At 34.4% G+C, this 23,964-nt stretch carries 24 protein-coding genes; 6 read left to right on the top strand and 18 right to left on the bottom strand.

Translation table 11 applies throughout. The features are described from left to right. Positions 1-353: 353 nt before the first annotated feature. Entirely contained in the window at positions 354-908 is a 555-nt protein-coding gene (locus BUB91_RS10265) for a hypothetical protein (protein WP_073099153.1), read from the top strand. 391 nt (positions 909-1,299) lie between these two features. Here BUB91_RS10265 and BUB91_RS10260 read toward each other — a convergent pair whose 3' ends face one another. The 11 genes from BUB91_RS10260 to BUB91_RS10210 form a co-directional block, all read right to left on the bottom strand. Next, positions 1,300-1,980, bottom strand: coding sequence for a hypothetical protein (locus tag BUB91_RS10260; RefSeq protein ID WP_073099152.1), 681 nt, complete (start codon positions 1,978-1,980; stop codon positions 1,300-1,302). After that, positions 1,973-4,912, bottom strand: a complete 2,940-nt coding sequence (locus BUB91_RS10255; RefSeq protein WP_073099151.1) for an HsdM family class I SAM-dependent methyltransferase — start codon at positions 4,910-4,912, stop codon at positions 1,973-1,975. The genes BUB91_RS10260 and BUB91_RS10255 overlap by 8 nt, the downstream gene beginning before the upstream one ends. Positions 4,913-5,057: 145 nt before the next feature. After that, positions 5,058-5,828 carry a nucleotidyltransferase family protein gene (locus tag BUB91_RS10250; protein WP_073099150.1) on the bottom strand — a complete coding sequence of 257 codons (771 nt, stop codon included), beginning with the start codon at positions 5,826-5,828 and terminating at the stop codon, positions 5,058-5,060. A gap of 3 nt (positions 5,829-5,831) precedes the next feature. Next, entirely contained in the window at positions 5,832-7,199 is a 1,368-nt protein-coding gene (gene dgt / locus BUB91_RS10245) for a dGTP triphosphohydrolase (protein ID WP_073099149.1), read from the bottom strand. Positions 7,200-7,473: 274 nt separating this feature from the next. Next, positions 7,474-7,704 carry a hypothetical protein gene (locus BUB91_RS10240; protein ID WP_073099148.1) on the bottom strand — a complete coding sequence of 77 codons (231 nt, stop codon included), beginning with the start codon at positions 7,702-7,704 and terminating at the stop codon, positions 7,474-7,476. Positions 7,705-7,712: 8 nt separating this feature from the next. Continuing rightward, a complete protein-coding gene (locus BUB91_RS10235; protein WP_073099147.1) occupies positions 7,713-8,405 on the bottom strand; it encodes a hypothetical protein in 693 nt (230 codons plus the stop codon). A gap of 687 nt (positions 8,406-9,092) precedes the next feature. Next, entirely contained in the window at positions 9,093-9,845 is a 753-nt protein-coding gene (locus BUB91_RS10230) for a hypothetical protein (RefSeq protein ID WP_128759345.1), read from the bottom strand. Between the two features lie 221 nt (positions 9,846-10,066). Then, positions 10,067-10,333, bottom strand: coding sequence for a hypothetical protein (locus BUB91_RS10225; protein WP_073099145.1), 267 nt, complete (start codon positions 10,331-10,333; stop codon positions 10,067-10,069). After that, positions 10,333-11,328, bottom strand: coding sequence for a tetratricopeptide repeat protein (locus BUB91_RS10220; protein ID WP_083557905.1), 996 nt, complete (start codon positions 11,326-11,328; stop codon positions 10,333-10,335). Before BUB91_RS10220 ends, BUB91_RS10225 begins: the two co-directional genes overlap by 1 nt. 4 nt (positions 11,329-11,332) lie before the next feature. Beyond that, positions 11,333-11,767, bottom strand: a complete 435-nt coding sequence (locus tag BUB91_RS10215) for a 4-fold beta flower protein (RefSeq protein ID WP_073099143.1) — start codon at positions 11,765-11,767, stop codon at positions 11,333-11,335. 360 nt (positions 11,768-12,127) lie between these two features. Then, positions 12,128-12,376: a hypothetical protein gene (locus BUB91_RS10210; protein ID WP_073099142.1), complete on the bottom strand. Its 249-nt coding sequence runs from the start codon at positions 12,374-12,376 to the stop codon at positions 12,128-12,130. 161 nt (positions 12,377-12,537) lie between these two features. Here BUB91_RS10210 and BUB91_RS10205 point away from each other — a divergent pair, with 161 nt between their 5' ends. The 5 genes from BUB91_RS10205 (at position 12,538) to BUB91_RS10180 (ending at position 18,135) form a co-directional block, all read left to right on the top strand. After that, positions 12,538-13,335 carry an RNA polymerase sigma factor gene (locus tag BUB91_RS10205; protein WP_073099141.1) on the top strand — a complete coding sequence of 266 codons (798 nt, stop codon included), beginning with the start codon at positions 12,538-12,540 and terminating at the stop codon, positions 13,333-13,335. 2 nt (positions 13,336-13,337) lie between these two features. Continuing rightward, positions 13,338-14,435 carry a hypothetical protein gene (locus BUB91_RS10200; protein WP_073099140.1) on the top strand — a complete coding sequence of 366 codons (1,098 nt, stop codon included), beginning with the start codon at positions 13,338-13,340 and terminating at the stop codon, positions 14,433-14,435. 769 nt (positions 14,436-15,204) lie between these two features. Continuing rightward, positions 15,205-16,524, top strand: a complete 1,320-nt coding sequence (locus BUB91_RS10195) for a hypothetical protein (protein ID WP_073099139.1) — start codon at positions 15,205-15,207, stop codon at positions 16,522-16,524. Further along, positions 16,521-17,555, top strand: coding sequence for a hypothetical protein (locus BUB91_RS10190; protein ID WP_073099138.1), 1,035 nt, complete (start codon positions 16,521-16,523; stop codon positions 17,553-17,555). The genes BUB91_RS10195 and BUB91_RS10190 overlap by 4 nt, the downstream gene beginning before the upstream one ends. 295 nt (positions 17,556-17,850) lie before the next feature. After that, complete coding sequence (locus BUB91_RS10180; protein WP_073099137.1) at positions 17,851-18,135, top strand: transposase; 285 nt, start codon at positions 17,851-17,853, stop codon at positions 18,133-18,135. Between the two features lie 129 nt (positions 18,136-18,264). On the opposite strand, the gene BUB91_RS10175 is transcribed toward BUB91_RS10180, so the two are convergent. The 7 genes from BUB91_RS10175 to BUB91_RS10145 form a co-directional block, all read right to left on the bottom strand. Then, positions 18,265-18,579, bottom strand: a complete 315-nt coding sequence (locus tag BUB91_RS10175; RefSeq protein WP_073099136.1) for a DUF6730 family protein — start codon at positions 18,577-18,579, stop codon at positions 18,265-18,267. Next, complete coding sequence (locus BUB91_RS10170) at positions 18,576-19,403, bottom strand: relaxase/mobilization nuclease domain-containing protein (RefSeq protein ID WP_073099135.1); 828 nt, start codon at positions 19,401-19,403, stop codon at positions 18,576-18,578. The genes BUB91_RS10175 and BUB91_RS10170 overlap by 4 nt, the downstream gene beginning before the upstream one ends. Then, positions 19,400-19,696: a mobilization protein MbpA gene (gene mbpA / locus BUB91_RS10165; RefSeq protein ID WP_073099229.1), complete on the bottom strand. Its 297-nt coding sequence runs from the start codon at positions 19,694-19,696 to the stop codon at positions 19,400-19,402. The genes BUB91_RS10170 and mbpA overlap by 4 nt, the downstream gene beginning before the upstream one ends. A gap of 91 nt (positions 19,697-19,787) precedes the next feature. Further along, positions 19,788-20,636, bottom strand: coding sequence for a toprim domain-containing protein (locus BUB91_RS10160; RefSeq protein ID WP_073099134.1), 849 nt, complete (start codon positions 20,634-20,636; stop codon positions 19,788-19,790). 240 nt (positions 20,637-20,876) lie between these two features. Further along, entirely contained in the window at positions 20,877-22,055 is a 1,179-nt protein-coding gene (locus BUB91_RS10155) for a virulence-associated E family protein (protein WP_073099133.1), read from the bottom strand. An 18-nt stretch (positions 22,056-22,073) separates the two neighbouring features. Beyond that, positions 22,074-22,361, bottom strand: coding sequence for a helix-turn-helix domain-containing protein (locus BUB91_RS10150; protein ID WP_073099132.1), 288 nt, complete (start codon positions 22,359-22,361; stop codon positions 22,074-22,076). 299 nt (positions 22,362-22,660) lie between these two features. Then, positions 22,661-23,905: a site-specific integrase gene (locus BUB91_RS10145; protein ID WP_073099131.1), complete on the bottom strand. Its 1,245-nt coding sequence runs from the start codon at positions 23,903-23,905 to the stop codon at positions 22,661-22,663. Between the last annotated feature and the right edge of the window lie 59 nt (positions 23,906-23,964).

The raw sequence follows: 23,964 nt of genomic DNA, 5'->3' as shown, positions 1-23,964 counted from the left end.
AGAATCAGACATACCTGTGGCTGTCCGCTGTTTTTAAAAAGGATTGTAGATGGCTGTTTACCCATCTTTAAACAGGAAGAGACGTCTCTCTTTTTTGTGAGAAGTACTGTGCGTAGTAGCAGCAAGTCTAATTACTTCTCAATCATTAGACCCACTGCTACTGACACAGGGTTTTTAAAAATCAATCAGCTTGTAATCATCTAATTGATAAAGAGCTTAACCGATTTATATAGCAAATAAACCACGATTGTAATACAGGTATTGGAAGAGGATAGGAAAGCTTCTGGAAATATTTGGGAAACGAAAAATCCTGAAGATTTCTAGTGTTTTTAACAGGGAATTGAAATTGAAAAATGAGTCACAGAAAACTTATTATTGATGCCTTTGAACGTGCGGAAAAAGAAGAAGAACTTAAAGGAAATAAGAAACCTTCTAAGAGTGCTCGTGCCTTAGAGTTATCAGTAGCATTGTTTGAGCAATCAGGAGTGCAAATAGGGGAAAAGAGTTTACGGAATTATTACAATGAGGCTTTAAAAAATACGGGAGAAGACATCAAAATTGCTCAGGTTGAAGTAGTAAAGGGACTTTTGAAGTACTTAGGGTTTAATGATTATCAGGAATTTGTTTCTCTAAAGGCGGGAAAAGTGAAAACTGATGCTGAGAGCCAAGAGCGTGAAGGGATTGATGAAGAAAAGCAAGCGGGGCAAACTTTGAACATCACAAGAAATACCATCGTATTGTTAATCCCTCTTCTTATGCTTTTCTGTGTTTTAGCTACATTTTTTATTCCGTGTTGTATTCTTTTTAGAAAAACGCGTTTGGGGTGGTGTGGAAAATTTACAATTATGAATAACCACACTTTTGAATTGAACTATGTTCAAAATGGAGTAGTAGATTTAGAAGTGTGATTCCTCTCTGTGTTTGAAATGATGTGTTAAAAAGAAATTGAAGTCTTAATTGACTTTTGAAGTCTTGTAAGTTTTCATGATTCTAGTGTAAATTTAGGAGGATCTTACTAATAGAAGCTTAAATAAAAAATCCCCGAGGCTAAAGGCTTAGGGATTTTTATCGAGTAGTGGAGTCGGGCGGAACGACCGAATATTGACCGTTTCAATGTTTATAGGGCTTCACAAGGGGTTTGAAAAAAGGGGACACCGAATAGGTGTAACGTTAACAAACTTTAACAGTTTAATAGGTTTTAGAAAGGCAGCTAAAAATATTTTGGATCCATATTTTATGATACTACATCATCTATGTGAGAAACTCTTCTCACATGTATTACTTATAAAAAAAATAATTCTAGGGGGTTAAATCGATCAAGTAATGCCACAAAATAATTTCATCATTGAACGATTTTCTCTTGTTGGAAGAATATAACTTTTCAACAGATATAAAAGAATCTACATTGACCAATTTCTCATTATTACCTGTCCAGTCTAATAATTCATTTGTATTATTTTTAGAGAGTTCTTGAATCCAACTATTCACCTTACCGATCCATTCCTGAGCAGTTCGGCTCTGAATGTAGCCAAACATTCCACAGATCTTTAAGTGTGAAGAATGATCTCCTCTTTTAAAGCGTTCAATACCACCTCTAATTCCACATACATATTCCTTATTATTTGAAGAATCAGAAAATCTTTTAGCTTCAAACTCAAAAATAGGAAGTGGCTTTTGCCCTCTTGTTCTTACAAAAATTCCAATATCTGTTTCTTTTGTGGTATGGGCTTGTGTTGGGTTTTTACTGAATCGAAATGGAAAATATCCTCCGGATTCATCTTTACATAATTCAAAGTGATGAACAAGTAAATCACTGATTCTATTTTCCTTATTCGAATCATTTAATGATTGGTAATAACTCGAAAAATCAGGAATGTGATTATCAATGAAAAACAATATTAGATTTGTCTCAGCGTCCTGACCTGCACTTAAATCGTTTGACCTTGGAGATTGGTATGATGGAAGTGAGTCTCTAAGCATTAGAGTGACGAGATTTAAAATAGTCCGCAAAGGTTTCATCTGCATCTCTTAAAGCTATTGACGGTAACCAATATCGCAATTGTTTGGGTTTTGCTAGTATTATAGAGTCTTGCCCATATACTTTGATAATCTTTTGAATATGAAAACTTTCTGTCTTTTTATCATTCGAAGGAGTAACCATTTCTATATACACCTCTAGATCAGGAGCCATTTCAATTTGAGAAATTATCTCTTTGGAAGTGTACTCGAAGTGCAGTGCAAAGTACTTACCAGTATCAATGATTTTAAATAGCTGAAATGATTTTTCTTCTTTATATATGCTATTTAGTGTTTTACAGAAAATTTCTGAAAAATTAGAAATATTTGTTTTGGTGGAGTTATCAGATAATTTAGAACCAGAGAGTTGATACTCAATAATATCATTAATAATCAATTGATCAGCTTCGGAAATATTTAAATCTCCTAAGAATGGTAAATTGAAAATGTCCTTTTGTAATAAGGTTGATTTAGATCTGCTCACGCCTGCGCGAGAACTAGTTAAGGCCAAATAAAAGCGAAATAATTTATTATTGCGCAAAGTACCTTCTAATTCTTTCAAAGAATCTGCGTCTTCATTAGGTGCGTGTATACCTATTATTTCATTTTTATATGTAATAGGTAGGTTACAAAAAACTACTGGGATACTTTCTTTTCCAATGTTCTTCTTTATTAGTAATAGAGGTGGTTTAAAAATAGTCTCAACTCTTGGCCATTGATAGTATTTGTCATTATTTATAAAGGTTCTATGAATTCCTTCTTCATTAAAATCCTCCGGCTCAAAACACAATTTGTTAGTTAAATGTCTAGCTTCAGAATACCCTCCTTTTTTCTTTTCAAAATCCGAATCTATTAATTCAATATCTGGTTTACCTTTAATAAACCCATCCCCATAAACCCATCCATCGTTTTTTCGTTTTTCTTTTAAATACTGCCCTAGTGTGGGTATTTTTGATAACCTTTCGATCAATTGAGATAATCGACCACCGCCCATCAGGTTCGATTTCCAGATATAATGGCTATTTATAAGTTCATTTTTCGAAACTAAATGGAAATCATAATGGTCAAATTCTAAGAATAGCCGATTATTATTTGTAAAAGTTCGATTGGCTACCAGGTGTAATACATCTTTATCGTCTGGTACAGATTTTTGAATAAAAACACCTACTGTAGCAACATTTTTTCTACCCCATAGTTTATCTGCAAGCTTCGTGAAGTCTATTACCTGTAGGAGGTTGCTTTTAGTAAATAGGTCTTGCTTAAAACTTAAATCTTTTTGATATAGTAATGGGCCAGATGGCTCAATTAGACATAGTAAGCCATTCTGTTTCAGAAGTTTTAATGATTGAACTAGAAAGTGTAATGCTGGATTTTCATCAGGAATGCTTATCTCACTTTCATAGCCTACTCTGTCATTTAATTCTCTAAAGTACTGCTTTCTACTTGGCTCCTTTCCATTAACCTCAGGCAAGTTAAACGGAGGATTACCAATAACCAAGTCAAAATTTGTATTTGGCTTGTTCGTGATAAACTCAAAGAAATCTTGTGTAATAATGTTTTTACTAAGGTCTGGGAATTTTAATTTACCCCACGTAGGGGGGTCAAGATCAACTTCATCCAGAATGGCTAGAGCCAAGCTAAATACAGAAAGCCGAATAGCGTCAGGCTCTATATCAACTCCGTGAATACTCTTAAGTAAAAGTTTTTTTAAGACGGGCAGGGATGGCTTGATGAGCTTGCCCGTCTTTTTCCATTCATCATATCGCCACCATTGAACAATTCTCTTGTAGGTTTTAACAAGAAAAATTCCTGATCCACAGCTTACATCAATGACTTTAAAGTCGTTTTGAGGATTCTTAATCGGCATACATTCGTCCACCAAAGTGCTGACAATCATTTCTGGTGTATACACAATATCCTTACTATCTGTAAGTAGCTCCTCATAAACAGAACTAATTACCTCAACAGGTAAATGAGTAAATGAATACAGTCTCCAGATCACATATTGACTATCCTTTATATTCCCATCAAGATAATCTGCAAGATTTTGTACTTCTGCATTTTGAATAGCATTTCTTTCTTCAATACCTTCCTCTGTCTCTTTATCCCATTCGAATATTTTACCATTAAAATCTTTAGCTAATTGGTCTAATAAATCTAGAAGCTTCCCATTTCTTATCGTATCACAAAAGTTGGAACATTGAAAGTTTTTCTTGAAATAGGTCCCTGCAAAATAGCCGCTGGCACTTTTCTCATCTCTTTCTTCCAAATATTTTATTAGAAGGCTCTGAACTAAGAGTTTTAATGCAACGTGTCGATCCAATTCTGACTCTTCAATAAAACTTCTAAAGATACCTTTTAAACCTCTGATTAGATCCTTTGTAGCTGATTCTTCAAAACGAAAGTTATTTTCATTTTGTTCATCCCAAAATATTCCGTTATCAAACTCTTTCGCATTATAATCTTTAATAGCTTCTCCTGTAATTATGACAATTTCTTTAGTGTAACTATCCTTGTTTTCTTTAGGTCTTTTTCTAGAATCAAATATGCTTACAGAAGATTTTTCAATGAGAATATATGCGGGAACCTGATAACCATTCCACATTTGGATGTGGACTCTATTTCTCTCCTCATTAGTAAGACTCTTATTTGTGTAGTCAAATAGATATAATTGAGGAATAAACCCTCTACCATCCTGAAAATATCGAAAGAAAACGGCATCTGCGTGAAATTTACTCTTAGCAGTTTCGAGAGCAAAAAGGATATTTGGGGATACTGCTTCAACATTTAACCGTTCAAAACTATCCGTAAGCAAAACACCACTTTTCTTCTTCTCACTATCTAATAATGAGAAATTTAAGTCAATGATATGTTGCTCAAATAGTTGTGTTGACATTTTTGGATAATACCTGTAATTTAAGACAAAAATACATTTTTATCACCCAGTTGGTGAAGGATAAATCAATAATATAGTGTTGAATTATTTACTTATTAGCGTAGGCTTTTTCGAAACTTTAGTCTATTTATACTAGAATAGTATTTTATAATTTAAGATAAATTTGCTTATCGAAATTATTTTCTTTGTAAAGTTCTAGAATCGAAGATTCGATTTCGCTTTCAGAGAGGCTTGAGGTATATTTTTTATAACTTGCTTTAGTTAACTCTAATTGAAGAAGTGGATTTAATCTTTTGTCAGTAATTTCTCCAATTTTGTCAATTAGATACTTTTTTGTATTCGAAGAAAAGTCTATGTGATAAATCTTTTTTAAATAAAAAGCTCTTAAAATATTCGCTTCTGTAGTTGGATTTAAAATTTTGTAAAGTGGAGATTTCTGAAGAATTTCTAATTTTTTCTCAGCTTTAAAATTCAAATAGTACTGAATATTCATATTAAAAGAATGAAGGTTTACTACTAAAGAATCATAATTATAAAAGCATCCTTTTGCTATACTTTGTAATTTATCTTTATCATTCAATTTTACAAGTTCATTTTTAAAAGCCCAATTGTTTTCAATACTCCACATATCAACTGTAATATTAGGAAAATGTAATTTTATTCCTTTATGCCTATTTATTGTGTATTCGACTTCAGAGTTTTGGATTATTTCTAAAAGCTTTTCGTTATCTAAATCAACAATTATATCTATGTCTCTTGAAGCTATGGAATTAAGAAAGTCTCTTAAGTAGCCGCCAACAATATATGCGCTTCCGAAAACAAAAATATCATACATAAGAAATTTTAATTTTGGTTTAGAATTTAGTTCTAAAGCAAAATGTAATTGGAATTTTCTCTTTAATTCGTTGTAGTCCACTAATTATATTTTAATACCTTTTAATTCTTGAAATAATCTAATAGCATAAGTATCTGTCATACCGCTTATAAAGTCGACAATTAATTGCAGTTTTTTATATTCAGGATTTGAGTAATTTTCAATGTCTTCATAAACTTTTCTATGACTAGATGATATGATTTTATATAAACGAGCTTCTAAATTGTTTCCATTAGCCTGAAAAGAATCACTTTTTGATGCTTTTACAAAAATGTCAAGTAAACCATAAATAGCCTCCCAACCAGCGATTTCTTTCTTTAAAATACTCTTTTCATCAAAAACTTTAAATTGTAGTGTTTTATATGCTTTTCTAATATCTTTAGCGTCCGAAATATCTATAATCTCATCTTCTAATTTTCCTTGCATAATATCATCATAATTTTCTTCAAAGCATTTTACAATAGCTTCTAACATAATTTTTTGCGTGAAAATTCTGAATTTTTGGATTATTAATGAGGTATCAACATTTGGTGCTTTAGAATACATTGATTTCAAATATTCTAAATTTTCAAGAACATCTTTTTTGTTCTTGTCTAATTTCTTACTAAAAATTTCTTCAATATCCTTAACTCCGATTATTCCAAGTTTTACTCCGTCCTCAATGTCAGCAGCACTATATGCAATGTCATCAGCGGATTCTAAAAGATATACTACGGGATGTCTTCTATTTCCTAATTTTAAGTAATCGTTTATTTTTTTATACGTTGCTGTTTCTGTAACAAAATACCCAAATTTCTTTTTGGCAATTTCTGTTGTTGGTTTTTTATTACCATCTACAGAATTTGACGGATATTTGATAATGGATGCAAGACTTGAATAATTAAGATTATAACCAAACTCATCCCCAAAATAATATAGTTTTGATAATATTCTAAAAGTCTGAACATTTCCATCAAAGTTTTTAAAATCTGCTTTTTCAAGTTTGCTTAAGGTTGTTTGGTTTTCAGAAAAGTAATTTGAAAAGAATTTTTTTATAGCCTCTTCTCCAAAATGCCCAAAAGGTGGATTTCCTAAATCGTGAACTAATCCAGCAACACGAAGTAAGGAACTTAAATTTCCTTTTAAATCAAAATCTAATTCCTTTTTTTTTAGCAAGTAATTTTCAATACTTTGACCTATTGAACTAGCTAAATACGAAACCTCTAGAGAATGTGTTAATCTAGTTCTTATATAGTCACTTTGTTCTAATGGAAATACTTGAGTTTTATCTTGTAAACGTCGTATAGGAGCACTAGAAATAAGTCGACCATAGTCATTCTCAAAAGTATTTCTACCATCACTTTCTATTGTGTGTGATTTATCTCTAAATCTTTTTTCATCAAGTATTAATTTCCATTTACTCTTGTAGCTCATAGGTTTCTTATAAAAATATTTTATTTTTTAAAGGTGTAGTCACGACTTATCTTACTGATAAATAATTGATAAGGCCAAGTTACTCTTTCCAAAATAAACCAGCTTACGAAATTCCTTAATCTCATTAAAATGTTTAGACATTTCAGTATTTAAAAATTGAGGAAACAACTGTGTAGTGATCTTCTAGGCAAAGACCGCGATAGAATCTTAAACAAGAATTGTTTAAGATTTGAGTAGTTATACAACGACTATCAGCTTTATTAGTAGAAGTGTTTTACATCATTGGATATGGGAGTCTTTCTTTTTTACTTTCAATTTCTTTTTCTTTTTTGAATTCTATTTCAGTTTGGATAAAAAACCATCCATCAGTAAGTCTAGTATCTAATTTATGATCACAGGCAGGGCATGAAATTTGGACTTCTGACTTTTCATCTGAATAAAATAGATTGTCTTCAACGATAACAATGTTGGTCTGACAGTTTTTGCATTTATATAATTCTTCCATAATATCATTTAGTTTAAAAATAGTCTTTTTAGATCAGTGACACTTACTTGCTTGAGGTAATTGTCTCTACACCAACAATATTCACACTCTCTAGTTTTAAATTTTCCCTTAAGGATGTGACCGTCTGGAACATTTTCTTTTATGAGTTTGACAGTCTCATTAAACAATTCAATATTCTCATCTGTAAGCGTGACACGAGGGTCATCGACTAAGACTCTTCTGACTGATTCGAATAATATAGGACTAGAATTATTTCGTATTGTCACCATCATTTTTTGCCTTGAATATTTTTTCCAATTATCGCGGAGTTCTGCAACGCTCTGAAAATATCTTTTTTCAATTGGAGTCTCTTTTTTCCAATAGATAGGATTATTTTTTGTTATCCAAATTTCATATTCGGTATTATTAAGTAAGCTTACATCAAATTCGAATAATATTGGACCATAATAATTCTGTCTAATGAAATAAGTATGTAAATCCGTTGTATCTAAAAAAACGTCATTCCAAACGCCTAGAACCTTATCAATATTATCAGAACTTTGATGTGTTTGGCTTAGTCCAAGGTTTTCTATTGCTCCACGAGATAATAGTCCGTTTTGATTTATGTAAGTAATGGATGTTAGTGTCGTGTTCGCGTGATAGAGCACTTCAATCTCCAATGATTTAAAGAATTCAAAAAGTTCTTTGTTATTTAGTCTCATTGTTTGGTTCTACATTTATGCTAACGTTCCCTGTGTATGATTTCGTAATTATCCCGAAGGGTAGCTATGCAATATACAGATTGTGAGTGCCTGTATGAGCATTTTTAATTTACCGAAAGGTAAAATATTAATCTAGATGGTGCAAGTTCCTTATTTGCAGGGGTAACGCCTTGAACCATTAGTAAGCCGCAAGGGTTGTGACCTTTAGGTCACATCTGTAGAAAGCGGGACTACAAAACCCGGTATTGACGAACAGTAACCGTATAAAGAGGCATTTATGCATGGGTAAGCACCACATCATTGTAAAGCCCAAAGAATACCAAAAGTGCATTAATGTAGATACAGCAGGGATCGGGGGAAAGAAGATGCTCTTACCTGGGGAGTCTCCAGTACCACGTGTTGGTACAGGAGAAGTCAGCAGAGGTCATAGTACCTAAGGGAAACGAGTTGCAGCGAAAATGCATAGGTCTCACAATTAGGGAAGGACCGAACGTAATCCTCTTCAAAATTCGCATAGGAACACAACTTGTGTAGCCTATGCCTAAACTAGAGGATAGTCCAAGGGTGAAAAGAGCCTTGGTGTGATGGTTTACGAACCGCCGTATACGAGACCCGTACGATTTTGGTGTGAGAGGTACACCGTGGGCTTACCGCTCACGGCCGCCTACTCGATTACCCACTGGCTTTTTAGTTATGTTTTGATTCGATTTCTTCTTTTGTAGCATAATGAGTTGGAATAGGTAGATGAGTTGGGTAATCATAAAGACCAATATCAAAGTCATGACTTCTTTCATCTGTGTAATTTTTCCATTCAGTAATTTCTGTTAAATGGTCAATTCCGTTTTGATTATCTATGTTTAATATATAACCGAAAGGAGAAAAGGCAAATTCACATACTTGACCGTAAAAATTTGTTGCACTCCAATTAATTGTTCTGATTTGTCCACGACTTTTTAAATAAACAAAGACTTTATATCGTTCAGATAAGTTTCTTGATTCAGGTTCATTTACAAATTTTAATAATTCAGGATATGATTTTGAAAAATGAGGATCATTCATCGAAATAAACATCGAAATGATTTGCTTTAATATTCGAAATGGATTTTTATCATAAACAGACCAAACATTATAGTTGGTTTGAGATTTCGAAATTGCAGCCATCCCAAACTTTGCCCAATCCGCATAAGCTCTGACATAATTATCATTCAAAAATCCGTTACATTTCTCACAAAGAGAATAATATCCTAAACCGCCTTGATTGACCTTACCTTTTGGTTTGTAATTCAGCCAATTTTTTGATTTAGTATATTCTTTAAATGGAACTGAAAAATATCTTGTAGTTTTATTAAATGCGGATTTTGGTGGAATATGCTCAAAGCTTAAATCCGTTTCTGTTTTGCATAATCTGCAAATTCCATATTGCATTTTCTTTTTTGTCACTATTTATTTTTGCTTGTGGGTAACGTCTCCGTATATGAAACGTAGCGTGTAAAAAGACGCTTTCGTTTCGGATTATACACGAGCCGAATTTTTAAATTTTTCTTTTTATCATTATTTTACTAAAAGCCAAATTTAAAAATTTGGCGGTCTTTACAAATACACACAAACCTCTCGAAAAGCCTGTAATAGCTATGTTTTATATACATTGTTAGCACACGTACTTATTCCCATTCCAGTTTTTCCATTCCGAAAATATTAACGTTTTTGGTTATTTCTGTTCCCGAAATCGTAATATTTATGTCAACAGGTAAATTCGGTGCATTTGCCGCCAAACCAATTTGGTTTACGATGCCAATTAACTCGTTTTGTTCTTCCTCTAAACCTTTTATTTTGATTGGGTTTTTAAGTGTAATTTTAATTGTTTTTCCAACAATATGTTTTAAATCCGATAGTTTTAAATCTTGGATTTGATGTTCATTTAGTTCCATTAATTACAATTTTCGTTAATTGCCTCATAGGCATCTCCATTTCCTAACTCGCCAGCTTTTGATAAATCTTTACAGCCTTTTTCTTTATTCCCTTTCTTGATATAAGCAAGTCCTCTTAAATAATATGAATTATCGTGTTTTTTAATTTTAATAGCTTTACTTAAATCTGATATTGCATCATCATATTTGCCAATGTTGAAATAAATCTCGCCTCTGGTGTCCCAAATAAACCATTCCTTTTCATCTATTTCCAGAGCTTTATTTACAAAAGGTAACGCATCTTTATATTTTTTTAACTTAACAAGAGCATAAGCTTTGTTGTTGTAAACCGTTGCAAATTTTGCAACTGTGATAGGATAGTTAGAATTATTTTCAATTATTTTTTCATAATCAGATATAGCTCCATAATTATCATTTAATTGTCCTTTAGCCATTGCTCGATAGAAAAGCACGTTTGTGTTTTTTGGGTCATTTTCTAAATACCTTGATAAATATGAAATTGCTTTTGGATAGTTCTCTTTTTGCAAAAATTCACTTGCAAGTTGCAGATAGTTTTCTGGTGTGTTTTCTTTTGAAGTGACAACATTGTTAGTGGTATTTGTCGTTTGATTTGAAGTAGTGTTACTATTCTGTTGATTAATCCAACTATTATATTCCGAGATTACTTCTCTTATTGAATTTTCTCTCTGTTTTAAAGCTTTGGTAGCACGAGCTAAATCGTCATCTTCCATTGATGTTAAAACAGAGTATTCTCCATTTAGTCTATCAATAAATTTTTGTTCTTTAATTTGTGGTTTCAATTCTAAAATCCAATTTTTCATAGCGTAAAGATATTTTTGATTTTCATTATATCTTTTTTGAAGTGTCATTGCAACATTTGATAATTCGCTGTATGACATTGGTTTAAAACTCGATGTTGTAACTTTTGAATATCTGTTTTGTGCAAAAGCGACAATAGATATTAGCATAAAAATAATTGATAGTAATTTTTTCATAATCTTAATTTTTACCAGAATATAAGAATTCGGTAAGTGATTCCGAACTCCAACTATTACTGAAAATTGGTTTAATTGGTGTTATAGGCGTTATTGGTCTAATTGGTGAAATTTCTTGAATGCTTTTGATTGGTTCAATATTAGTAATCATATTTGTTGCTCCGTCTCTTGCTCCAACTGCATCTCCATTTTCATCACGTACGATTCCGTTTTCATACCAACCTAAAAAGTTTCCATTAAATCCGAAAACACACATATCTCCTCCATCATTTTCCAAAAAGGCAACTGCTTTTCCGTTCCACAAATAGATAGTTGCATCATCATCGTAGTCAATATACGCTCTTGCATTTCCTTGACTATCGAATAGAGTAGTTTCTTGCGCATTGGCTGTGAAAGCTACAAATAATAATAAAATCAGAAAGTTAAATTTTTTGCTCATAGTTTGTTTCGTATGTGTGCTAACTCATTATATAAAGATAAATATATCCATTATCCCATCAATTTTCCGGGATAACAGGAACTTTAATTCAGGTTTATCGATTGATAGAACCATATTACCCCTTACTATATAAACCAGCATAAGTAATTCCCTAATCTCACTAAAATATATAAATACTTCAGGATTTAGAATGTTTTCTGTAAAATTATATCAGGATTATACTAGAATATTCTGTATTAAAAAACAGGGATACAGCATTATAACATCCCTAGACAAAGGCCCACTCAAAGCTCATAATAGAATATAAAATATGTATTATGGCTTGGGACTGAAGAATTTCTGATCTTTAAAAAGTCTTATCTATTTTTCTTTAATATCGAATGAAAAGTCAAAGTCGTATAAGTCTTTAGGATGTAACCCTAATCCTTTCGCTATTGGTAGAAGAGTAGTGATTTTTGGTTCATTTTCATCAGCAAGTATTCTATAAATAGATTTACTTTCTATGTCACCTATTGAAGCAATAGTTGCAATATCATAATTGCTATTATCAATTAGCCTCTTCAAATGTTTTGCAAATTCTTTGCGATATTCCTTTCTCCAATCTTGCATGAATACGAATATCGAATCAAAAAGTGTGAAATAATTGTCAAGTTTGACAATTACTAATATTTATTTTTATATTTACCTCATAGCTATGGCTTTGCAATATTGAGTGAATGATAAATAAATGAATAATAGAGCAAAATCTAGTATTAAAAACGGGTAATATTATGAAGCGATTTCAAATAGATAAGCACTATAATGGATTCAAACAAGGCTGCCCATTAGCCTTTAAAGCCATCTATAAGGAATATCACCGGCGCATTTACTGGATGGGTAGGAGTTTAATCAAAGATGTCTTTGTAGTAGAAACCTTGGTGCAGGATGCCTTTTTAATCCTTTGGGATAAACGCGAGCAAATCGAATCGCCTCAGCATTTGGTCAATTTCTTGTATACGGTGATTAGTAGCGAATGCAAATGGTACTACGCCCGTCCTAAAAATCAGTTTGACCGGGATTTTTATGCATTGGATAACTTTCCGAATTATCAGGATTATATGTTGGGATATGATCCGGCTGCAGTGGATGATCATTTGATAGACCAACAAAAAAAGCAAAAGGATTATGAGCAAGTGGTCAATATACTACCGCTTTTGGGATCGCAGCGTAAACGCCTGATTGAACTCTGCTTTCAACATGGTTTTAAATACAAAACTCTTTCAGAGCAGCTAGGCATCAGCATCACCGAAGCCAGTAATATGATGAAGCAAACTATTGCCGAGATCAAAACGATCCTCAATCAGGGATACATTCTAAAAACAGATAAGACAGGTGAAGAGCAATCAAAACCTTTGGTTGAAATCACCGAACAGCAAGCCCGTGTATTGGAACTTCGCTGTGAACAGCAATACTCGTTTGCAGCCATCGCTGCAGAGCTGAACTTATCTCAAAAAGAAGTGCATCGTGCCTTTACAACGGCGTATAAGTTTTTACAAGAAAACCACGAACAGCATTTAAAATCCGCCTGATTATGAAAACCAAAACCCTCAGCCTTACCCGAAAGATTCAACTTAATATAGACCTGCCGGATTATGAAGCACGTAAAGAGGCAATGGCTAAACTCTACGACTGGCAATACTGCTGCTTTAAAGCGGCAAACATCATAGTAACGCACCTGTACTGCCAGGAAATGATCAAGGAGTTTTTTTACTTTACAGAAGATATCCAATACAAGCTTGCCGATGTCAAAAAACACGAAAACGGGATCTTAAACCGTTCACGAATCAACAGTACCTACCGGGTGGTCTCTGACCGCTTTAAAGGTCAAATCCCTACGGAAGTCTTATCGAGCTTAAACAGAAATCTGGAGAGTTCGTTTCAGAAAAACAGACCCCAGTACTGGAGCGGGGAACGCTCCCTTAAAAATTTCAGAAGGGATATCGGCTTTCCCTTTGCTCCACGTTGTATGTGGGGATTCCACTATGACGAAGATCGAGGTGCCTTTTGTTTTCGGTTGTTTCAAATTCCGTTTCGCACCTATTTGGGGCGGGACTTCTCCGATAAGCGCAGTTTGTTGCACCGGGTACTAAAAGGAGAAACCCGATTGCGCACCTCAGAAATCAAACTCAAAGACGGGAAGATCTTTTGGTTGGCAGTCTTTGATATCGAGCAAGAACAGCACGCTCTAAAACCTCAGGTAATAGCGGAAGCTTCCTTGTCATTAGAATACCCCATTACCGTCAAGATTGGTCGCAATCGAATGACTATAGGAACCAAAGAAGAGTTTTTATACCGTAGACTAGCCATTCAGGCTGCACGTAAAAGAGCTTTGACGGGATCAGTACATTCCCGGGGAGGTCATGGACGTAAACGCAAACTCAAAGCTGTAGATAAGTTTCGGGAAAAGGAAATCAATTATGTGAATCAGCGCTTGCACGTGTACAGCAGAAAGCTCATTGACTTTTGTGTGAAGCACCAGGCCGGCACTTTGATTCTCATCAATCAGGAAGCCAAGATAGAGGCAGCACAAGAAGAAAACTTTGTGCTTAGAAACTGGAACTATTACGAACTAACTAAAAAAATAGAATACAAAGCAAAGAAAGCAGGCATAGAACTGCTTATCGATTAACCTTATAGGTCTGAGGGTGCTTGTACACCCGTGAAGTGAGGTGGCAGACACTCACTAAATGTCGCGGGACATATACAACGGCGTGTCATCGACTCATTGCTAAAAAAAAGCTAGGTAATGCTGCTGATGAAACAAAAAAGAGGATTAGTACGAAGAAGCTTAAAATAACCCCTAGGGGTAGAGGGTGCTTGTACACCCGTAAAGTGAGATTTCAGATACTCACTAAATGTCACGGGGCATATACAACGGCGTGAGTTCGCTTATACTTTAACACAACATTTTTACGCTAAAAAATCATTGATTTTATTGAACTGAGCCTGTTTTTACGTTAAAAATGAAGATTCTGGGATTGACAGTCTAAGGGCTCTAAGTCCTGTATTTATCGAAACCGAAATAGTCATTCTACCTTTAGTCACTTCCCATTATTTTTTCTTTCGGAAAGGCCTTCACTGTAGCAAGGTTTTTTTGAAAGAAAAAATTAATTCCTATTTCATTTATTGGCGTAGCAGTAGGTAGACAATACTAAATGCTTGTCAAAGAGAAAGAAGTAGTTTTAAGATCAAGAGCCAATGCGGATCTTCATTTTAAAGCAGTGGAATATTACTGTATCATTCTAAATTTTAAAAGACGAAAAATTGTCCACTTAGGTATATTGCTTAGTATGCTTACTACCTCAGCGGAGTAACTAGTCTTGAATTAATAAACCCAATGTTTTGAGGAATAATCAATTATAGATTTATTTTTTATATTTTTAAATAAATCTATAATAATGAAATCACAAAATGAAGAATTTAATAGGCGATCATTTACAAAAATGGTGACACTTACTTCTATTGGCGTTTTGTTAATGCCAAAAACAACACTTGGAAATTCTTCAGAATTGATTTCAATTCATTCTCCAGAGATATTAGCTGTAGACCCTATGACCGCTATGGCAATAGCGCAAACTGGTATGTCACTGATCAACTCCTTTTCAAGCGGTCCTGGAGATCCTATGATAGCTATGATGAAATATCAAAATGGGATGCTAAAGGTCATAAATGAGCAATTAAATAGTATTCAATTTTCCTTGGTTGAGATTCAAAACGCTATTAATAGCTTACCACATCAAATCAGAAAAGAATTAGAGATACAATATAAGACAGAACTACTAGGTGAGATTAGCGCTGCTGCTAGAAGATATAATGATAATATGATTGCGGCAAGTATCGAGAACCCTAGAATTTTTGATAATGAGGAAGTTAAAAATGAGGTCGTTGATATAATTACAACTGCAGATCAATGTCTTTCTATATTACGAGACTCTAAAGAAGGAAAGGGACCGGATGCATGCTTAATTTTACCGCTTGCTTTAAGTTTAGAAATAGCAGGAAGAACTAATTTGAATTACCCAATTGCTGTTATTAAAGCAGCAATCGTAAAATATGACTCATGGTTTAATGATATGCTAAGTGATCAACCTGGCTCGATCTATGACGTTCAAAATAAGGCGATAGCAAAACATGATGCTTTAATAAGTAGTTTCGACAACGATCAATTAGCGGTACGTTTAGGTCTTAAAAACTATAAAGTAAATGCATCTCAAGAGTCGAAAGTTATCGATAATCCAACAGTTATGTTTGCTGGATTTGGTCCAGAAAATATAACTGGAGTTGATTTTGATTCAAAAGGTGGAACCTGGGATTCTTCAAATATAATCAGGATTACTTCGAGAATATATAGTCGTTTGACTAAATTGAAATCAACGCTAAATACAGATCTCAACGCTAACTTTGTTGATATTGAAGTTGTTCAAACTAGATATGCTAAAGGAAAGCAACAGGTGGAGCTTCTAGAACCAAAAACAGGCGATTATGTTTATGTATATGAGCATTTCAATATACCAGCAGGATATAATCGTGATCAAGTTGAAGATCATGTAATGAATAAAAATATTCCTTGGAAATCAGATCGCGATAGTGAAAGCAAGATAAATTTAGCACTGAAGGAAATTAATTTGCTAAGAGCTGAGATTAGCTTATGCTCAATGGCTATAACAATAGCTTACAATTCTAAAAACAGAATTAAGGAATACCTTGAACTATTATGAAAAAGACTTTAACATTAGCTTTGATCTTGGTATTCACATTATGTATAACCCAAACTTCATTTGCTCAAACTAGAAGGGATGTTAGAACCTTTACAAATTTCAATCGATTTTTAAAAAGAGCTATTCCTCAAATAGAAAACGCACAAGCAAGACGATCCGCATTTAGTTCGATTGAAGGCGAGAAAGATAGACTACAAGAATTATTGAAATGGAATTCAAATTCCGGAGCCTTATACAGAGTGAAAGCAAGGATCCATATGATGTCAGGTGCTGTTGAATATAGTCCAATTGAAAATCTTGGATTTGGTAGCTCTCCTCTTTTTGTATTAGCTAAATCCTATAATGAACCAGGTGTAACTAATGAACCAAATCCATCTGTAATGATGAGGCCTTCCCAAGCTAAATCTTTTTATATATGGATCACTAACAAAAGAAATTTTTTAAACAGAAGGGGAGTTGTGTTTAATTATGGATTAATTGATCAGTACTTTTATAAAGATCTTAACGTACAAGCATTAAGTGTTGTCAGCAATATAGACGTTCAGAGATCTTTTGAGTTTAATAATAAGATCAGTATAATAAATGGAGTCTTTGAGACACTAGAAATAGAGATGAATGATGCAGAAGCATTCAATAATTTCTATGCTTTAAAAAACAAATACTTAGAACAAACTGAAAAGATTGATCAATTAACTATTGATCTTGAAAATGATCTTTCAGAAATTCAACGAGCTAGCAAAGCTCAGAATACATTAAATACTATGGGTAATATATTGAGTTTAGCAAATTTATCTCTACAGATAGCTGCTGCAACCAATATTAACCAAGAAGAAATTGACGGTGCCACCAGTGTGAAAGATCTGAAACTAGTAGTGGAAAGAACAATTAAAAAATTAGACAATAATACGGTTCTAATCCGTAATAAGCTAGATGCACATAGAGTAGAACTTATTAAAAGTCAGGATCAATTAAAAGCAAAATTTCAGGAAAACGATGTTCCAGCAAAACTGATTATTGATATTTTACATTAGATGACACTATCCTATTAACCGCTTAGCTACTCTGTTTAAGCAAATGGTTAGAGGGTGTAAACTAAACTCTGTCTGAATAGGATTATTTATTAATTTCATTCAAACAGAATTATGACTACAAAAGAACAATAAGAGTTTGAGAAGAAAGTGCTTGACCAGTTTATGTCTGGCAAGAGTTTGTTTGGTAAAGACGGTGCTTTTGCACCTATGCTTAAGAACGTAATAGAAAAGGCACTTTCTGCTTAGATGGATTCCCATCTGGACAACGATGAACGCGCCAAGGGCAATAAGCGCAATGGTAAAGGAAAAAAAACTCAAGAGTGGTTTTGACTCTTTTGATATTGAGACTCCTCAAGATCGTCAAAGCAGTTTTGAACCGGAACTGGTTAAAAAACGTCAAACCATTCTGGCAGATAACCTTTCTGAAAAGATCATTAGTCTCCATGGTCTTGGGTTGAGTTACCGGGATATCTTCGGTCACATCAAGGAGCTTTATGATACTGACATCTTAAATATAAGCGTTCACAAAATGAGCCTGAAATTAGAAGAAAATAAAGCCTATAAAATAAGATGGTGTTAAGACGTAAAATTACTTTTCAATACAAAGTATCACCTTACTTAAATCCCTTCCCAATAATTTTTTCTTTCGGAAAGGCCTTCACTAAAGACTGGTTTTTTTGAAAGAAAAAATTAATTCCTGTACCACTTATTAGCGCAGCAGCAGATATACAATACTAAATGCTTGTGAAAGAAAAAGAAGTAGCGCTAGCACTATCAGCCAATTCGGAACCGTCCGGGAATGTTTAATACGCTTTAGTATTTCTTTGCGATTTTCCTGTTGGGCTTTTTGATCTATGTGTAGTTTTTTAAGATGTTCCTCAACTAACTTTTCAATTTGTGAACTGTCGGCTTTAATGCGTGTCTTCTTGAGATTCTTTTCAATAAGTTCTAATCTGCTAACCTCTAATTTGAAGCTGTGTAATTCTTCAACGAGCAATTCTGATATTAGTTCAAGCTTTGTCATATTCCAATTCCTTTATCGATTACAATTTTTATAACCTTTTTGGCCAGGGCTTTGGCCAAACTTGGTGCAATGGTGACGCTTCTTCCGGATAGAGCAATACTTTTTTCGCGGTGGATTGATTTGAGCAAATTACTGGCAGACATCGATCGGTGAACGGCACTTCCTTTGATACTTTGCCCTTGATATTCAAACCGAAATCCCTGAAGCTGCTTGGATTTATTGATTACCGGTATTACGTTAATCTGCTGCTCACGCATCCGGTTAATATAGGTCTGCAGATCTTTTGATCTATCCTGACTGATGGCATTTTGATGTGCTTTTTGTATTTCAGCTCGGATTCTGCTGAGCTCCCGGCTTTTTTCATACTGCACATCTTTCACCGTTTGAAGTCCCAATTCTCGGGCAGTCCGCTCTGCTGCCAATTGACTTTGCTTTCCTATAAAACTGTCGTTGTATGCCCTGCCGTTGAGATCGATACGATTGACATAAAGGTGCACGTGGGTATGCTCTTTATCCCGATGCACATAAGCTACTGCCTGGCGCTCCTGCAATTTCATTTGCTGAATAAAGCTTTTGGTAAGTGCGCCGAGTTCGCGGTTGCTGAGATTTTCTCCATCACGAACGGTTGGACTTAAAATAAAACTCAAGGTATTACGCTCACAGATTTGATTGAGCTCCTGAACGGCTTTAAATTCCTGAGCGATTTCCTCTGCAGTTTCTCCGACGATTAGATCACTGTATACCTGCTCAGCTTCTTTCTCTTTGTTGTTGCCATATCTCAAAGCGCCGAGCGTACTGGATATGGAACTTCCTTTGCCAATCATTTGAGTATGGTTTTTAAATGTTTTTTGATTTCTTCAGCCACTACAATGACTTCCTGGCTGAGCTTTTGGTTTCCTTTTTTATACATATTACCGATGCGTTTAAAGTTATTGTGATACTTGACCAGCATTTTATAGGTGTACATATGCTCTTCACTCATACGCTGAGTGATCTGTTGTTCCATTAAGCTATTTCTGCAAAAAGCACTCAAAGAAGTACCTGCAGCTTTTGCTTTTACCTGCAGCAATTTTTTCTCATAAACGCTGCATCTGAATTTGATAAGTGCTCGCTTCATTTTTTTGTAATTTTTTTCTTTGCAACCATCGGGAGCAAAGCAAGATTGTGGCCACAGCCACACATCTTGCCCTGCTCTCCAGAAATCAGTTTTATTTCTTTTTCATCAGCCAGGCATTCAGGTCTTTTTCATCAGAATAGAACTCAGATTTATCAATGCATTTTGAATTTTCATTTAAGAAGAACCCTGTGGTCTTTCTTCCAGCTTCATCTCGATCCAAATACAATTCAATAACTTCATAATTATCAAAACAGGGAAGTGCTTTATCCGCAAATACAACGGAGTTTAAGATCAAAAAATCAGCTTCTCGTTTTAAATTTGGAGATACGGTAATCACCGATAACAAATCAAACATTCCCTCTAGGACAATCAAGTTTTGAGATTTATTATTGATCCAGGTTAGATCTTTTGGTGAACTAGATGATTTGAAATACTTGTTTCGAAGTTCCCATCCTTCAGAATTGTTTTTTAGTCCAATGGAAAAACAATAGGCATTACCAACAGTGTAGTGAACTTCCCTACAAAAGGTATTTGCTATTGTCAGGCTGATTTTTCGTTTCTTTAAATACTGTAATAACGCTGGATGTTGAATGAACTTTACATCTTTAATTTGAATTCGAGATTGCCTTAGATTATTTTGCTCTTGAATTGGAGGTTTCCCGGTATTAATCTGAGCTAAAAATTCTATGGCACCACTCACAGATACATTGGAGAATGCACAGATCAGATCGATGCAATTACCACCTTTACCGAGTCCGTGATCGTACCAGCAGTTCAATTTTTTAGAAACTTTAAAGGAGGCTTGGGTTTCTGACCGCAGGGGACTCAAAAACCAAGCTTCCTTTTCCGTATTGCGGGTGGGATAGTGTCCTAAAAATTCCAGCGCCTTAACGATGGATATTTTTCGGGCATTTTCACACGATAGTTTTTCTTTTTTCATCTGTAAATAGTTTAAAAATCCCAAAACATCCTACCATCTTACCCATCCCAGTAAACACGGGGCTTGATGGCCTGGGTAGGTTGTTTTTTTTCTTACCCATCCTACCACAGATTTGTGGTAAGATGGGTAGGATTGTGGTAAGATGATTTATTAAGATCCTACCACAAACAAGACTAGTGTTTATAAGGTCTCAGAAGATTTGTGGTAGAATGGTAAGAGGTTTTACTCTTTTTTCTTTCATCAGCCTAGTTCATAAGGCGATTCTGTGAACTTTCGCTTTGCTAAATAGCCGTAAATTCTGCGTTTGGGGTGTTTGATCTTTTGAAAACCAAAGCCTGAAAGGGCACGCCCCAGATTGACCTGGCTGATGCGGATGTTCAAACAATTTAGACTCACCATGATGTCTGTGGCCGTTACAAAATCTTTTTCGTGGGTAGACTTTTCATAGTACTTGGCAATAAGTTCCTGCTCGGTGGTCATTTTAGTATATCGCTGGTTGCGCTCCTCATTTTCATTGACATCCTTAACTGTGAGCTCAGGATTAAAATCAGGATCTTTATAAGCCAAATGATAAGCCTGGCTCCAAACGTCTCGAATGGCTACTTCGTTTTTATAATTGAAGTCTATAGGCCCCATCAGCTCAAAGCACAGCCAGCGAACAGAACCGGTTTCATCATTTAAAAAGGAAGACATATTGGTCGAACCCATAAAGGAGCAAATTCTTGGAAGTATCGTATTCTTGCGGTCATAAGGCAAACGCTCGTTGATAAAGGTCTTTGAGAAAAAAGCTTTAAGCGCATTCACATCATTCTTAGAAAGTACTGCCAGTTCGTCGAGATTATACAGGAAGTTTCGGCATAGTTGAATACGCGCATCTTTATCACTATTGATATCTTCCGCCATATATTCTGCTAATTCGGGTGGGCAGAGATAGCGGCACCAGGTGGACTTGCCCGAACTCTGACCGCTATGGCTGATAATTAGAGCCTGCTTGTTGAAATAAGCAGGCTCCAGAGCGCATTTGATAGCTCTAACCAGCCATTTCTTAAAATGATATACAAATACTTCATATTCATAAAGCGGAACGAAAGAAGCTAGTTTTTCGATATAATCTTTACCATCCCAAGGCTTCAGAGAGTCGAAGTATTCTCGAATTGGATTGTATTTAAGGATCAGTTCTGACTTGATTAGAATCTCTAATTTAGAAGTACTGATATCAATACCTGCTTTAGTCAGTTCAATAATCAACGAATTCAGGTTCAGATAGCTCCATTGACGCTTTCCTTTTAGAGATATTTGAAAGTCGTGTGATATCTCATTATAGAGAATATCATACTTCTCAAATAAGTATTCAATGGTGTAATCGTAAACAGTCTTCTTTTTAGGATCTGCTACATGATAGAGTTTATTAGTTTCCATAGCTTTAGTTTTATAGGTCTATGAAATTCTTGATCCTTTTGAATGGTACTTTGTTGATTCTCCTGAATCGACCTCTGAAAACATTTTGTTTTGTAGCAACCACTGCTCGAGTTCTTCCCGCTCAAAATAAATGAGTTTACCATTAGGTTTACTATGGGGTATAGTACCGGTAGAGGTTAATTTATAAAGATAGCTTCTAGATATTCCTGCATAGTCGCAAGCTTCCTCTAGGGTAAGTACTTTCTTATTGGCAAGTAAAAGCGATTCGATTCGCTCGAGTCTTTCGTCTAATTTAAGTATGTTCATCGTATCCTTTTTTAATGTGAATAGTGAACAAAGCGCTTTGTTTGATTAAGTAGAATTCTTGAATTAAAAGTAAAAAAGTGAAAGTTTAAACACCCTTTTTTGAGAGAAGAGTTATTTACAAATAGCTTGCAATTAGACTTTTATATTATTTGACTTTGTTTGGTATAGATTGAATTCATTTGTTATTAAATATTATCCAATACGATGCATCGCCAAACAGTTTTACGGAGTTATGAACATTTCTATGAAGAATTTAAACTGCTGTTCGATAATGAAAAAGGCTTAGATAAGGTTAAGCTCTATTCCATTTTGGACTCTTTCTTTGACTTTTGTGCAGCGAGTTTAGCCTTCAAAATATTCATGTCATCGCTAATTTTCCGATCAACTATTTTTGCATAGTGCTGTGTTGTGCGTAAAGACTGATGTCCTAGCATTTTACTTACAGTTTCGATTGGAACCCCGTTTGTTAAAGTAATTGTAGTGGCGAAGGTATGTCGGGCTAAGTGTGTTGTTAGTGGTTTAGTTATACCACACATAATTGCTATTTCTTTCAGAAAAGCATTAGACTTTTGATTACTAAAAACAGGGATCACACGCTCAGAATTTTCTACTTCAGGATGATTTTCGTAACGCTCAAGAATCTGTTCAGCTACTGGAAGGAGTGGAATACTGCTTTTTGTACCTGTTTTAGTTCGATTAATTCGAATCCATCTGCTGCCGTCTATTCCCAAAGTGATATCAGACTTAGAAAGCTTCTCAACATCAGAATAAGCTAAACCGGTATAGCAAGAAAAAATAAACATATCCCGTACTAACTTCAATCTATCAAAATGTAGCTCTTGGCTGCAGAGTGCGTCAACTTCCTCTTGGCTCAGAAACTCTCGTTCGACAGGTTCAAACTTTACACGGTAATTGATCAGCGGGTCGTGATCCATCCATTTATTTGCTAGAGCTATACGAATAATTTTTTTGAAGTTGTTCACGTATTTTAATGCAGAGTTGTGATTGCAGTTACGTTTGGTTTTCAGGTAATGTTCAAACTTCGTAATGAAATTATAATCAATATCCTTTAGCCGAAAATCATCTTCTTTATACTGCTCTTTGATAAAGTGTTGTATATGGTTATAACAAGTCCAATAGCGCTGTGCCGAAGCTTTAGAAATATCTTTTCCAATCAGTTGGTCTAAATTTTCGTTATGTTCTTTAAAAATTTCAAGAGTCATTTTGACAATATCATTTTCACCTCTTAATTCTTTGATCAATGAATTGGCACTAATGTATTTATCATTTTCAATGTAATTTTGATGAATTTGATTGAGCTTATGCCTCAAGTTACTAATGTGCGTATTTATTTCCACTGCTTCACGGCTATTACCTAAAGCTTTTTCCTGACGTGAATTCCATTTCCTAGGATCGACTCTTCTAGAAATACTGTGTTCTTTTCGTTTTCCGTCAACAGTCAATCTAAGGTAAATAGGTGCTAAACCTCTTTTATTAATTTTCCTTTTTATAAGATGAAATAGTGCGTAATAGTTATTTTTCATGACTTCTATTTATGTAACTCCCGAACCTTCGTGGCAGGTAGGATATGAACCTTGAAGTC

The organism is Leeuwenhoekiella marinoflava DSM 3653, from assembly GCF_900129005.1.
Taxonomy (GTDB): Bacteria; Bacteroidota; Bacteroidia; order Flavobacteriales; family Flavobacteriaceae; genus Leeuwenhoekiella; species Leeuwenhoekiella marinoflava.
This window is presented reverse-complemented; position numbering and strand designations above follow the sequence as displayed.